Origin of the sequence: Micromonospora sp. II (assembly GCF_001709195.1) — a bacterium.
Taxonomy (GTDB): Bacteria; Actinomycetota; Actinomycetes; order Mycobacteriales; family Micromonosporaceae; genus Micromonospora; species Micromonospora chalcea.
Map to the genome: position 1 here is coordinate 429,417 of NZ_LYXF01000024.1, position 12,763 is coordinate 442,179.

The 12,763-nt window shown below is 75.7% G+C and carries 11 protein-coding genes; 8 read left to right on the forward strand and 3 right to left on the reverse strand.

The window, feature by feature from the left end; all coding sequences use genetic code 11:
• Positions 1–75 precede the first annotated feature (75 nt).
• The gene (locus tag A8711_RS13700; RefSeq protein ID WP_064445596.1) at positions 76–1,242 is read left to right on the forward strand and encodes a cytochrome P450; all 1,167 of its coding nucleotides are present in this window, start codon (positions 76–78) and stop codon (positions 1,240–1,242) included.
• Positions 1,243–1,249: 7 nt separating this feature from the next.
• On the opposite strand, the gene A8711_RS13705 is transcribed toward A8711_RS13700, so the two are convergent.
• On the reverse strand, positions 1,250–2,113 hold the full coding sequence (locus A8711_RS13705) for a TauD/TfdA family dioxygenase (RefSeq protein ID WP_069088421.1): 864 nt from the start codon (positions 2,111–2,113) through the stop codon (positions 1,250–1,252).
• Between the two features lie 161 nt (positions 2,114–2,274).
• Between A8711_RS13705 and A8711_RS13710 the strand changes: the two genes are divergently transcribed.
• The 6 genes from A8711_RS13710 to A8711_RS13735 all read left to right on the forward strand — a co-directional run bounded on the left by A8711_RS13710 (position 2,275) and on the right by A8711_RS13735 (position 9,585).
• Positions 2,275–3,300 (forward strand): methyltransferase, encoded by a 1,026-nt coding sequence (locus A8711_RS13710; protein WP_043330014.1) that lies wholly within the window; start codon positions 2,275–2,277, stop codon positions 3,298–3,300.
• Between the two features lie 244 nt (positions 3,301–3,544).
• Complete coding sequence (locus tag A8711_RS13715; RefSeq protein ID WP_069088422.1) at positions 3,545–4,564, forward strand: polyprenyl synthetase family protein; 1,020 nt, start codon at positions 3,545–3,547, stop codon at positions 4,562–4,564.
• Positions 4,561–5,598, forward strand: coding sequence for a UbiA family prenyltransferase (locus A8711_RS13720; protein WP_064445599.1), 1,038 nt, complete (start codon positions 4,561–4,563; stop codon positions 5,596–5,598). The genes A8711_RS13715 and A8711_RS13720 overlap by 4 nt, the downstream gene beginning before the upstream one ends.
• Complete coding sequence (locus tag A8711_RS13725) at positions 5,595–7,295, forward strand: prenyltransferase/squalene oxidase repeat-containing protein (RefSeq protein WP_069088423.1); 1,701 nt, start codon at positions 5,595–5,597, stop codon at positions 7,293–7,295. Before A8711_RS13720 ends, A8711_RS13725 begins: the two co-directional genes overlap by 4 nt.
• Positions 7,292–8,563: an NAD(P)/FAD-dependent oxidoreductase gene (locus A8711_RS13730; protein WP_069088424.1), complete on the forward strand. Its 1,272-nt coding sequence runs from the start codon at positions 7,292–7,294 to the stop codon at positions 8,561–8,563. The genes A8711_RS13725 and A8711_RS13730 overlap by 4 nt, the downstream gene beginning before the upstream one ends.
• Positions 8,560–9,585, forward strand: a complete 1,026-nt coding sequence (locus A8711_RS13735; RefSeq protein ID WP_064445602.1) for a histidinol-phosphate transaminase — start codon at positions 8,560–8,562, stop codon at positions 9,583–9,585. The genes A8711_RS13730 and A8711_RS13735 overlap by 4 nt, the downstream gene beginning before the upstream one ends.
• On the opposite strand, the gene A8711_RS13740 is transcribed toward A8711_RS13735, so the two are convergent.
• Both A8711_RS13740 and A8711_RS13745 read right to left on the reverse strand, forming a co-directional pair.
• The gene (locus tag A8711_RS13740; RefSeq protein ID WP_069088425.1) at positions 9,490–10,494 is read right to left on the reverse strand and encodes a 2-hydroxy-acid oxidase; all 1,005 of its coding nucleotides are present in this window, start codon (positions 10,492–10,494) and stop codon (positions 9,490–9,492) included. The two genes, A8711_RS13735 and A8711_RS13740, sit on opposite strands and share 96 nt — an antisense overlap.
• Before the next feature lie 15 nt (positions 10,495–10,509).
• The gene (locus tag A8711_RS13745) at positions 10,510–11,448 is read right to left on the reverse strand and encodes a 3-oxoacyl-[acyl-carrier-protein] synthase III C-terminal domain-containing protein (RefSeq protein WP_069088426.1); all 939 of its coding nucleotides are present in this window, start codon (positions 11,446–11,448) and stop codon (positions 10,510–10,512) included.
• A 71-nt stretch (positions 11,449–11,519) separates the two neighbouring features.
• Between A8711_RS13745 and A8711_RS13750 the strand changes: the two genes are divergently transcribed.
• On the forward strand, positions 11,520–12,716 hold the full coding sequence (locus A8711_RS13750) for a glycosyltransferase (RefSeq protein WP_069088427.1): 1,197 nt from the start codon (positions 11,520–11,522) through the stop codon (positions 12,714–12,716).
• The last annotated feature ends 47 nt before the right edge of the window (positions 12,717–12,763 follow it).

The window sequence follows — 12,763 nt, forward strand, 5'->3', positions numbered from 1 at the left end:
ATTGACGCCGGGCTAACCGATGCTGGAGTCTTAGCCGGTGCCCGAGGTGGACCGCGATCGGCAGGCGGTGGTGCGTTGAGCGTCAATTCCGGGTTGCGTTCCTATCCGTTCGAGCCATTCACCGGCGATCTTCCCGCCGAGCTGCTGGAGATGGTCGTGACCGAGCCGGTCAGCCGGGTGCGGCTGCCCGACGGGCGGGCCGCCTGGCTGGTGCTCGGCTACGAGCAGTGCTGCACCGTGCTGGCCGACCCCCGTTTCTCCCGGCTTCCGCTCGGCGCCACCGCGACGCCGGACGGCGGCGGTCCCCGCGAGTTGAACATGGACGGTCCGCCGCACGCGGCGGTGCGCCGGGTGGCCGCGCGCGCGTTCACCGCCCGCCGCATCGAGACGTTCCGTCCCCGGGTGCAGCGGCTGGTGGACGAGCTGGTCGAGGCGATGCTCGCCGGCCCGCGCCCGGCCGACGTGGTGGCCGGGCTGGTCGCGCCGCTGCCGGTGTTCGTGGTGTGCGACGTGCTCGGCGTGCCGGCCGCCGACCGTCCCCGCTTCTACGCCTGGATCGAGGGGCTGAACTCGGTCACCGCGTACGGCTCGGCCGACGCCGCGACCGCGCAGGCCCAGCTACGGGACTACCTGGCCGGTCAGCTCGCGCGCAAGCGGGCCGAGCCCGGCGACGACCTGCTCTCGGCCTGGGTCCGCGGCACGCACGAGCTGGCCGACGCCGAGCTGGTCGAGCTGGCCATGGGGGTGCTGCTCGGCGGGCTGGAGATCAACTCGACGAGCGCCGGCCTGCTCGCGCTGTTCCGGCACCCGGAGCAGCTGGCCAAGCTGCGCGCGGCGCCGGAGAAGCTCTCCGCGGCCACCGACGAGATCCTGCGCTACACGTCGGTGAGCGCCATGTTCCGGGTGCAGGTGGTCCGGGAGGACCTGGTCCTCGGCGGCGTCGGCATGCGCGCCGGGGACTGCGTGATGGCGGTCCCGTGGGCCGGCAACCGCGACCCCCGGTTCTTCCCCGAGCCGAACGTCTTCGACATCGACCGCAGGCCCGACGCCCCGCATTTGACCTTCGGCTTCGGGCCGCACTTCTGCCTCGGTACGGCGCTGGGCCGGATGCAGGTGGAGCTGTCGCTGGGCGCGCTGCTGACCCGGATGCCGGCGCTCGCGCCGGCGGTGCCGCCGGCCGAGATCCCGTGGCGGCACGACCGGATGAACGGCGGCATCGCCTCGTTCCCGGTGACCTGGTGAGCGGCGGTCAGTAGCTCTCCACCGCGTTGACCCGGCCCGGCCAGTAGCGCTCGCCGGGCGCCGGCGCGTAGTGCTCCCAGCGCGGCGGGTTCCCGGCCGGGTGGTCGCCGAGCACGGTGATCCGCTGCCCGCGGCGCAGCCCCTCGTAGTCGTTGACCGCGTAGTGCTGGGTGACCCGGTTGTCCCAGACCGCGACGTCCCCGGTCCGCCAGCGGTAGCGGCAGGTGAACTGGGGACTCTCGGAGAAGGCGAACAGGTGCTCCAGCAGCGCGTCGCTCTCGTTGCGGGTCAGCTGCGGGATGTGCGAGGTGAACAGCCGGTTGACGTACAGCGAGCGGCGTCCGGTCTCCGGGTGCACCCGGACCACCGGGTGTTCGGCCCGGCTGGTGAACTCGGTGCCGATCCGGATGACGTGGATGGCGGTCAGCCCGTCGAGCAGGTCACGCATCGGCGCGGAGAGCGCCTCGTAGACCCGGCACTGGTTGGTCCACATGGTGTCGCCGCCGACCTCGGGCAGCTGGACCAGGTGCAGGATCGAGGCGATCGGCGGGCTCTGGTGGAACGTCATGTCGGTGTGCCAGACGTCGACCTTGCCGCCGTCGGCGGAGTCGATGACGACGATCTCCGGGTGCCCGTCCAGCCGTGGCAGATAGGGGTGCAGCTCGACCTCGCCGAAGCGGCGGCCGAACGCCACGTGCGCGGCCGGCGTCAGCCCGGTCTGGCCGGCGAGGAAGACCACCTGGTGCTTGAGCAGCAGGTCGTGGATCAGCGCGAAGCCCTCGTCGGTGAGCGTGTTGAGGTCGATGCCGTGAACCTCGGCGCCCAGCGCGCCGGAGACGAGCCGGACCTCGGCCGCGATGGATGTGGTCATCGATGATCCCTCCGGTCTGCGCGCCACGGCTGGTCCGCGAATTGTTCCACGTCCGTGAATGTCCTCACCAGCCGTCGTCGTTGACTCACCCGGCGTACGCCTGGAACCATTCGGTGCCGGCGGGGGCGGCGAGGCCGGCCCGCGACGTGGAGGAGGCGCGGGTGGCGATCGATGCCCCGATCGAGGGTGACGCGGCGGAGCGGCTCGACCGGCTCACCGACCTGGCCACCCCGTTCGCGGTCCGTACGGCGGTGACCCTGCGCGTGCCGGACCTGATCGCCGACGGCGTCACCGGCCTGGCCGAGCTGGCCGGCGCCGCCGGGGCCGACGCCGCCGCGCTGGGCCGCCTGCTGCGCTACCTCGCGCACCGGGGCGTATTCGTCGAGGTGTCGCCGGACGTCTTCGGCCTGACCGACGTCGGCGAGCTGCTCTGCGACCGCGAGGGCGGTGGCCTCGGCGCCTATCTGGACCTCGGCGGCCTCGGCGCGCGGATGGACCTGGCCTGGGCCGGTCTGCCGCACGCGATCCGCACCGGCGGGCCCGGCTACCGCGAGGTGCACGGGCGGGACTTCTGGGCCGACCTGGACGCGCACCCGGACCACCGGGCCTACTTCGACGCGCTGATGCTCAGCCAGCAGCGGTTCACCGCGCCGGAGGTCGCGGCGCTCTACCCCTGGCGCGAGGCGGGCCACGTGGTGGACGTGGCCGGGGGCGCGGGCGGGCTGCTGCGGGAGGTGCTGGGCGCCCATCCGCACCTGCGGGGCACGCTCGTCGACCGCCCCGAGCCGGTGGCCACCGCCGCCGCGACGTTCGCCGAGTGCGGCCTCGCCGACCGGGTCGAGACCGTGGTCGGGGACTTCTTCGCCCCGCTGCCGCCCGGCGCCGACGTGTACGTGGTCTCGCGCGCGCTCACCGACTGGAGCGACGCCCACGCCACGGCGATCCTGCGGCGCTGCGCCGAGGCGGCCGGAGCGGCCGGCCGGGTGCTCGTCATCGAGGTGCTGCCGACGGTGCCGCACGTGCCGCACCTGTCCGCGTACGACCTGCGGATGCTGGTGCTCGTCGGCGGCCGGGAACGCGGGTTGCCCGAGTTCGCCGCGCTGGCCGCCGCCGCGGGCCTGTCGCCCCGGCGCACGTACCACGGCGCCGACGGGCTCACGCTCATGGAGTTCGCCGCCGGCGCCTGAGGGCGCGTCGCACCTGTCCGGTGCCGTCCCGTGCGCCCGATCATTGACGTATATGCATCGACATGGCGGCCCTGGGTGGAAGGGCGGTTTTCTCTGGGCATCGGTCAATGTGCTGAGAAATGCGGTCACGACATTTGCCGCCACCCATATCTGCTCGCATTTATCAATGGTTGTTCGCGGGGAGGGCGGCCGGTAACGTCTCGCGTGGCGACTAGCCGATCCCTCGCGAAAGGGTCGACGCGTCATGACGGTTGCTGGCTCCACGCGATATCCGCCCTTCATCGACGACCTCGCCCGCAGCGAATCGGGACGGCTGCTGCGCGCCGAACTCGGACGGCGGTGGCCCGAGACACCCGACCAGCTCGACGCGATAGTGCGCTACGCGCTGCTGCCGGCGGGCAAGATGCTGCGCCCGATGATGACGCTGCACGCGGCCGAGGCGGTCGGCGGATCTCCCCGCGACGCGCTCGCCGCCGCGCTCGCCACCGAGTACCTGCACGTCGCGACGCTCGTGCACGACGACATCATCGACGCCGACACGCTGCGCCGCGGCCGCCCCGCGGTCCCGGTGGCGTACGGCATCCCCGGCGCCATCGTGGCCGGCGACCACCTGATCTTCCACGCCTTCCGGGCCGTCGTGGAGGGCGGTCCGGACACCCCCGCCGGCCCGGTCGTCGCCGCGGTGGCCGCGCTGGCCGAGGCGGGACAGGACCTGTGCCGCGGGCAGGCGCTGGAGGCGCGGCTCGTCGGCGACCTGGACGCGGGCGCCCGCTGGTATCCGGAGATGATCCGGCTCAAGACCGGCGCGCTGTTCCGCGCCGTGTGCGAGATCGGCGCGCTGCTCGGCGGCGCGGACCAGCCGGTTGCCGCCGCGCTGGCCCGGTACGGCGAGCACCTCGGGATGGCCTTCCAGATCCGCGACGACCTGCTGTCCTATCTGGCCACCCCGGAACAGACCGGCAAACCGGCGTCCAGCGACCTCAACAACGGCCGCCCCACCCTGCCGCTGCTGCTGGCGTACGACGCGGTCACCGACGCGACCCGGGTGGAGCTGCTGGCGGTGCTGCACCGGCGCGGCGCCGGTCCCGGCGACGTCGAGTGGGTCGCCGCGCTGCTGCGCGACGTCGGCGCGGTCGACGGCGCCCGCCAGCGGATGGTGGGGCACGCCGAGCGGGCCCGCGCCGAGCTGGCCGTGCTCACCCCGTCCGCGGGCGCGGACGTGCTCACCGGCATCGCGGCCTGGATGACGAGCGGGACGGCGTGAGCACGGCCGCCGCCGTGCGGGCACTGCGGGCCCACGTCGAGACCTGGCGGCCCTACACCCTCTGGTACGTGGGGCTGGTCGGCCTGGCCGGCGCCGCCGTGGCCGGCGGCCCGCACCATCCGTGGGTGCTGCTGTCGGCCTGGGCCGCGCCGACCGCCGGCTGGCTCGGCGGCCACTATCTCGGCGACTACTTCGACAGGCACCTGGACGCCGGCAGCAAACCGCACCGGCCGATCCCCTCCCGGCGCCTCGGCGCGGGCACCGCGCTCTGGTGCGGCTGGGCCTGTTTCACGCTGCTCGGCGTCCTGGCCGTGCTGGGCGGGTGGGGCACCACCGCGGCGGCGCTGCTGGCCGGGTGCGGCATCGTCGCGTACAGCAGGTGGTTCAAGGCCCGCGGCATCGCCGGAAACCTGGTCCGGGGCGCGCTCGGCGCGGTCGCGCTCGTCTACGGCGCGCTCGCCGCCGGCCTCGCCCCGGACCGCGCCTCGGCGACGCCGGTGCTGCTCGCGCTCGTCGTCGCGTTCTGGTCGCACGACGCGATGTCCAACCTGGTCGGCGCGTTGCGCGACATCGACGGCGACCGCGCGGGCGGTTACCGGACGCTGCCGGTGGGGCGGGGCGTGCCGTTCGCGGTGCGGACCGTGCTGGCGCTCTACGCCGTCGCGATCGCCGCCGCCGTGGCCGCCGGGCTGCTCGCCGGCCGGGACGCGCGGACCGCGTACCTGATCACCGTGCTCGTGGTCCTGCTGACCGGCGTGGTGGCACTGGCCCCACTGGTGCGCCGGCGCGGCGGCATGCCGGTCGTGGTGGCGCTGCGCGCGCACTCGGTCCTGGTGGTGGAGCGGGTCGCGCTGGCCTCCGCGGCGGTCGGGCTGGGCCTCGGCGTCGCCGTGCAGCTCGCGCTCGCGCTGCCGATGGTCGCGCTGACCTGGGTCGCGCAGCGCGCCATGCGTGCCCGGCACGAACTCGGTCCGCCGGTCGCGGGCCTGACCCTCGCCACCCGCAGTCGAGTACCGGTGGAGGACGCGCCATGACCACTGTGACCACGGAGGCCGTCGGGAAGGCCGTCACCGCCGGCGCGGAGGCGCTCCTGCGCCGGCGCCGCCCCGACGGCGCGTTCGGCGACGACCCGCCCGCCTCGGTGCTGGGTACCGCGGGCGCGGTGGCCGCGCTGCACGCCGCCGACCCGTCCGGCTGCGCGGACCTGGTCGGCGCCGGAACCGCGTGGCTGCGCCGGCAGCAGCACGACGACGGCGGCTGGGGCGGCGTGGTGGGCGCCGGCACCGAGGTCGTGCCCACCGCCGTCGCGATCGCGGCGCTGGCCCTGACCGCGCCGGCCGACAGCGCCGGGGCGATCGCGGCGGGCCGGACCCGGCTGGCCGCGCTGGGCGGCGTCGACACCGTCACCGACCCGGCCATCTCCTTGCTCTGCCGCCAGTTGCTCACCATGGCCGGGATGACCGCCGAGGCGGGCCCGCTGCGCCGGCTGCCACTGGAGATCGTCCTGTTCGACCGGGTACGCCGGCAGCGCCTGTCGTTCCGTACCGCGCCGTTCATCGGGCTCGCCCTGATGCAGGCCGACCTGCTGCCCAGCGGCCGCCTGCGCCGGGCCACGCTGGGCCGGGCCCGGCCGGTGGCGCTGCGGCTGCTGCGGTCCATCCACGACCACGAGGGCGGCACCGGCGCGCTCAGCGAGGACCCGTGGCCGGCCGCGCTGGTGCTGCTCGGCCTGGCCCGCAGCGGCGAGGCGCCGGACATCGCCCGCGCCGTCGTCGGCTGGCTGCGCCGGGCGGTACGCCCCGACGGCGCCTGGGACGCGGTCACCAACCTGGACCTGACCCGGACCGGGTACGCGGCGACCGGGCTGATCGCGGCCGGCTACGCCGACGACCCCCGGCTGCGCGCCACCCGGGAGTTCCTCCACGCCGGCCGCAAACCGGAGGCGTTCGAGGTGCTGGACGTGCCGCCGGGCGGATGGAGCTACTCGAACGCGCGCGGCTGGCCGGTGACGCTGGAGTCCGCCGAGATCCTCTCCGCGCTGGCCGGCTTTCCCGGGGCCGACGCCGACCCGGTCCTGCGCGACGGACTGGCGTGGCTGGTCGGCCGCCAGGACAGCCGCGGCTCGTGGAGCCTGTGGGTACGTGACACCCGGCTCGCCAACGACGGTCCGTGCCCGGCCATCACCAGCCAGGCGATCCTCGCGCTGCACGACGCCGGCCACCCGGACGACCATCCGGCGATCGCCCGGGCGGCGGCCTGGCTGCTGACCCGGGCCGCGCCCGACGGCACGTTCGAGAACCTCTGGTACCGCGACCACACCTCCGGCACCGCCGTCGTGGTCGCCGCGCTGTCCCGGGTCGGGCACGCCCGGCACGAGGTGGTGCGCCGGGCGGCCCGGTGGCTGCGCGACACCCAGTTGCCCGACGGCTCGTGGGGGCCGGGCGACGGCACGGCGGGCTCGGTCGAGGAGACGTCCTGGGCCGTCGAGGGCCTGCTCGCCACCGGCGACCCGGACGCCACCGGGGCGGTGGACCGGGGCGTGGCCCGGCTGGTCGCCGCCGCCGGACCGGACGGGAGCTGGCCGGCGGCCCGGGTGTGCAACTACATCCGCCACCACATGCGCTATCCCAACGCCGTGATCACCCAGGCGCTCGCGCTGCGGGCGCTCGGCGAGTACCGCCGGGCCGCCGCCGCGCGGCCGGACGTGGCGCCGCCGGCGGTGACCCGATGACCCCCGACGTGGTGGTGGCCGGCGCGGGCGCCGGCGGCCTGGCCTGCGCCCGCGCGCTCGGCGCGCTCGGCCTGCGGGTGCTGGTGCTGGACCGGCAGCGCACCCCGGCGTCGATCGCCAAGGGCGAGATCCTGCAGCCCGAGACGGTACGCATCCTCGACTCCTGGGGTCTGCTGGACGCGCTGCGGGCCACCGGCGCGCGCCCGGTCGGGCGGCTGGCCATCCGTGACCCGGCCGGCGAGCCGTTGCTCTGCCTGGACTACGCCGGGCTGCCCGGCGCGTACCGGCAGATCCTCTGCGCCGACTACGGCGACCTGCGCCGCGTGCTCACCGACCGGCTGCCCTCCGGAGCGCGCATCCGGTGGGGAGCGCGGGTCACGGGCGTCCTGCGCGACAGCGACGGGCGCATCGGCGGCGTCCGGTTCGTCGCCGACGGCGCCGAGCAGGAGATCCACGCGCCGCTGATGGTCGCCGCCGACGGCATGTCGTCGCCGCTGCGCCGCGGCGCCGGGATCGCGGTGCGGCGCCAGGAGTACCCGCACGGCCTGGTCGCCTTCGACGTGGCCGGCGCCGACGTGGCCGAGGAGGTGTCCGCCTACCGCACCGGCCGGGGACTCTGCCTGGTCTACCCGCTGCCGGGCGGGCGGTGCCGCCTGTACGCGCAGGTGACGCCGGACGAGTTCCGGGGGCGCGTCGACCTGGGCGCGTGGTGCGACCGGCTGCTCGCCGACGTGCCGGCGATCCGGCCGCTGGGCGCGGCGCTGCGCGCGAGCCTGGACCGGCGCCAACTGCTCGCGGTCTACCGGCTGCGCAGCGCGCGCCTGGCCGTGCCGGGGCTCGCGCTCGCCGGCGAGGCCGCCCACGCGGTGCACCCGATGGCGGCGCAGGGCGTCAACAGCTCCCTCGGTGACGCCGAGACGCTCGCCGCCTGCCTGGCGGCCGAGGGCGGCGCGCCGGAACCGGCGGCGGTGGACCGGGCGCTGCTCGCCTTCGAGGCGGCGCGGCGGCCCCGCCTGGACCACGTCGCGACGGTCAGCCACAACGCCTCCCGCATGATCACCGCGGTGTCCGGGCTGCCGAAGCTGCTCGGCGCGCGGATGATGCGCCGCACCGCCGCCAACCCCCGCCTGCTCGGGCTGACCGCCGGCAACCTCTCCGGCACCGACGTCCGGCCGCTGTCCGCGGTCGACCGGCTGTACCAGCTCGGGCTCCTGGCCGACCGGCGAGCGCACACCCCGCCGGTCCCGTCGGAAAGTGAGCGACCATGACGCCTGGCACCGCCGTCGGGACGCACCCGCCGGCCGACCTGTCCATGAACGAGACCCCCTACCCGCCGCTGCCGGGGGTGCGGCGGGTGGTCGCCGACGCCGCCGCGGCGCTGCAGCGCTACCCGGACCGCACGTCGGCGGCGCTCGTGGCCGCGCTGTCGCGGCGGCTCGGCGTGGGACCGGAGGCGATCCTCGTCGGCCCCGGCTCGGCCGGACTGTGCCAGCACCTCGTGCAGTCCCTCGGGCCCCGGCCGGACGTCGTCCACCCGGCCCTGTCGTTCGAGGGCTACCCGCTGATCATCGGCAACGCCGGGGCCCGCGCCGTGCCGGTGCCGATGGACGGGTACGGCCACGACCTGCCGGCGATGGCGGACGCGGTGACCGAGCGGACCCGCTGCGTGCTGCTGTGCAACCCGAACAACCCGACCGGGGCGGCGCTGCGCCGCGACGACGTCGAGGCGTTCCTGGACCGGATCCCGGCCGACGTGCCGGTCATCGTGGACGAGGCGTACCGCGAGTTCGTCACCGACCCGCGCTCGCCGGACGGGATGGACCTGTACCGGGCGTACGGCAACGTCTGCGTGCTGCGCACGTTCTCCAAGGCGTACGGGCTGGCCGCGCTGCGCGTCGGGTACGCCGTCGTGCCGCCCCGGCTCACCCGGGCCGCCGCGCTCACCGGGGCGGTGTTCTTCCCCTCCGCGCTCGCCCAGGCGGCGGCGGTGGCGAGCCTGACGCCGGAGGTGGATGCGGAGCTGACCCGGCGGTGCACGGAGCTGGTGGCGGAGCGTACCCGCCTGGTCGGCGCGCTGCGCGGCCTCGGGCTCACCGTGGCGCCCAGCGAGGCCAACTTCGTGTGGCTACCGCTGGGAGAGCGGGCCGTGCCGTTCGCCGACCGGGCCCGGGAGGCCGGCATCCTGGTCATGGCGCTACCCGGTGCCGGGGTCCGGATCACCGTCGGTTCCCCGGAGGCGAACGAGCGGCTGCTCGCGTTCGTCCGCGCGGCGCTCGCCGACGGGCTCTGACCGGCCGGCCGGCGCCAGCGCGACCACGCTCAGGTAGTTCAGGCCGGGCTCGTAGTCGGCCACCACCACCGGCCGGGGCCGCGCCGCGTCCCCGGCGAGACGGTCCAGCAGCGCCCACCAGACCCCGGTGGACGGCTGCCTGCGCGGCCCGGTCGTCACCGCGGCGCCGCCGTGGCCGGGCCACACGGCGGCCAGGTCCGCGCCGAGCACGACCGCGACATCGGTACGTCCGGCCGTCAGCTCGCCCACCTCGGCCGCCGCGAGCGCGGCCACGTCGCCGGCGTCGACGTCCACGTGCTGGCGCAGCGCGGTCACCCGCGCGCCGCCGCCGAGCCCGATCAGCTCGGGACCGCCGGCCGCACCATCGCTGTCGCCGTCGCGGTGCGCGCCGTCGTCGGCGAGCGCGTCGTAGAGCATGGCCACGGCCCGGTGGCGCGCCGGTACGGGCACCGCCGCGTCGTACGGCAGCACCGCCTGCTCGACGGTGAGCAGCAGGGCGCGGCGGCACCCGTACGCGCGGGCGATCCGCAGCCCGGTGAACGCCGCCGCCGAACCCTGGTCGCAGAGCGCGAACGACATCGGCGTGCCCGGGCAGACGTGACTGAGGTACGCCGCGGTGGCCCGCCCGGGCAGCATGTCGTGCACGGCGAACGCCAGCACGAGCAGGTCCACCGGCTCCTCCGGCGGCACGACGGCGGGGATCAGCTCGGCGGCCATCTCCCCGTACGACTGGCCCAGCGCCGCCGCGGGCGCGTCGAACAGGCCGGCGGGCACACGCAGCCCGTACGGCCGGGTCAGGTCGGCCAGGTAGCCGGCGGCGCGCTCGCGCAGCACGGGGTCGCCGAGCAGCGCGGCCGGACCGGTGAACGTGCGCCGCGCGGCCCGCAGCAGGCGGAGTCCGGTCTCCATGGTGGCCTCCGCCGCTCAGTGCTCGAAGACCATGGCGGCGAACGTCGCGCCGTCCCCGGCGCCCACCGCCGCGACCAGATAGCGGTCACCGGGCCGGAGCAGGTCGCGCTGCCGGGCGGTGCGGTAGTTGACGAACGCGTCGGCGCAGAACACGTGCCCGGTCTCGGTGACGTTGTCCAGCAGCACCCGGTCCAGCGGCAGCCCGATCAGCCGGCACAGCCGCTTCCAGGTCATCAGGTTCACGTTGTGCGGCAGCACCAGCCGCAGCTCGGACAGCGTCGTGCCGGACTGCTCCAGCGCCCGGCCGATCACCTCGGCCAGCGCCGGCCGGTACGCCCGCTGGAACCGCGCCGGGGACTCGCCGCCGGCCACGTCGAACTCGCCCCGCTGGTGGCAGGCGTACGCGAGCAGCCGGTCCCGGCCGCCACCGGCGCTGAGCAGGCAGGCCGAGGCGCCCTCGCTGAACACCGACGTCTCCGGGATGAACTGGGCGTCACGGGTGAACGCCTTCTCGCCGGTCAGCACCAGCGCCAGCGGCGGGCCGTCCGGCGTGTCCGGTTCGGACGTGAGCAGCCACCCGGCCACGTCGATCGCGGCGAGCGCGCTGGCGCAGGACTGCTGGGTGAGCGTGAACGCGAGCGCGTGGCCCAGCCCGAGCGTGCGGCACACCTCGTGCAGCGGGTTGACCGGGTAGGGGGTGACCACCGGGAAGGCCCGCCCGTACACCACGAACCGCACCCGCCGCCGCAGCGTGTGCAGCGCGGTGAGGCCGTGCGCGGCGCGCAGCAGCAGGTCGGTCAGGGACAGCCCGGGGTCGCGGCGGACCTCGGTCAGGCCGTGGAAGCGGCGGAACAGGCGCACCTGCATGTCGCTCAGGCCCAGTGGCGCGGCCAGGCTCTCGACCGGCACCCGGCGCTGCGGCAGGAACACCGAGACGGCCTCGATGGCCGTCATGCGCGAACCGTCACGACACGGATCAGATCAGTGACGCCGATGGATGTCAACGCGCGTGCGATCATATCGACGTGGCTCGCTTCCTGTTCGTCGTCCTGCCGGTGGAGTCCCATCTGAACGCGCCGGTCGCCATCGCCCAGGAACTGGAGGCGGCCGGGCACGAGGTGGCCTGGGTCGGGCCGCGCAGCGATCTGCGCCCGCTGGTCGGCCCGGACGCCACGCTGTTCCCCACCGGCAAGCGCTACTACCGCCCCGACGACGCGGCCGGGATGGCCTCGGTGCGCAGCCTCTGGGAGGGGCACGTGCTGCCCGCGAACCGGTTCATCCGCGACGCCGCCGACGCCGCCGTCGAGCGGTACCGGCCGGACGTGGTGGTGGCCGACCAGTACGCGCTGGCCGGCGCGCTCGCCGCGCACCGCCGCGGGCTGCCGTGGGCGACGTTCTGCGTCGGCATGCTGGAGCTGACACCGCCGACCGAGGAGATGCCCGAGTTCACCGGCTGGGTGGACGCCCAGGTCCGCCGCGTGTGGGCGATGACCGACCTGCCCGTGGACGAGACGATCGACCTGCGCTTCTCGCCGTACCTCGTGATCGGCCTGACCACGACGGCGCTCACCGGCCCGGCGCCGCTGCCGCCGGGCTGCGTGCTCACCGGGCCGGCGCTGGGACGGCGGCCGAACGCGCCCGCGTTCGCCTGGGAGGCATGGGATCCCGGCCGCCGGCACGTGCTGGTCACGGTCGGCACGATGGCCGAGCACCTCGCCGCCGACTTCTACCGGCGGATGACGGCGGCGACCGCGCCGCTCGCCGACCGGGTCCAGGTGATCCTCACCGCCGGCGCCGGACTGGTGCCCGACCCGCCGCCGCACGTGCTCGTCGCGCCCCGGGTGCCGGTGCTCGAGCTGATGCCCCGGCTCGACGCCCTCGTGTCGCACGGCGGGCTGGGCACCGTGTCCGAGGCGCTGGCCCACGGTGTGCCGGTGGTGGTCGCGCCGATCCGGCACGACCATCCGGCGGTGGCGCGGCAGGTGCGCCGGGCCGGCGCCGGACTGGAGGTCTCCTTCGGCTCCGCGACCCCGGCGGAGCTGACCGCCGCGCTGAGCGCGGTGCTCGACGAACCCGCGTACCGGGCGGGAGCGCGCCGGGTGGGGGAGTCGTTCGCGGCGGCCGGCGGCGCCCGCGCGGCGGCGGCACGTCTCGCCGTGTTGGCACGCACGGCTCCCGACACTGACGCATCGACCGTTGTCCAACCGTCGGGGCCGAACTAGCCTGACCTGACGCACCCGCGCCGGCGTCGCGCCGCACGAGGAGGCTC

Bases quoted from the DNA above. Each gene is read 5' to 3' on its own strand.
- A8711_RS13705 (WP_069088421.1), bottom strand. From the start codon at position 2,113: ATGACCACATCCATCGCGGCCGAGGTCCGGCTCGTCTCCGGCGCGCTG.
- A8711_RS13715 (WP_069088422.1), top strand. From the start codon at position 3,545: ATGACGGTTGCTGGCTCCACGCGATATCCGCCCTTCATCGACGACCTC.
- A8711_RS13725 (WP_069088423.1), top strand. From the start codon at position 5,595: ATGACCACTGTGACCACGGAGGCCGTCGGGAAGGCCGTCACCGCCGGC.
- A8711_RS13730 (WP_069088424.1), top strand. From the start codon at position 7,292: ATGACCCCCGACGTGGTGGTGGCCGGCGCGGGCGCCGGCGGCCTGGCC.
- A8711_RS13735 (WP_064445602.1), top strand. From the start codon at position 8,560: ATGACGCCTGGCACCGCCGTCGGGACGCACCCGCCGGCCGACCTGTCC.
- A8711_RS13740 (WP_069088425.1), bottom strand. From the start codon at position 10,494: ATGGAGACCGGACTCCGCCTGCTGCGGGCCGCGCGGCGCACGTTCACC.
- A8711_RS13745 (WP_069088426.1), bottom strand. From the start codon at position 11,448: ATGACGGCCATCGAGGCCGTCTCGGTGTTCCTGCCGCAGCGCCGGGTG.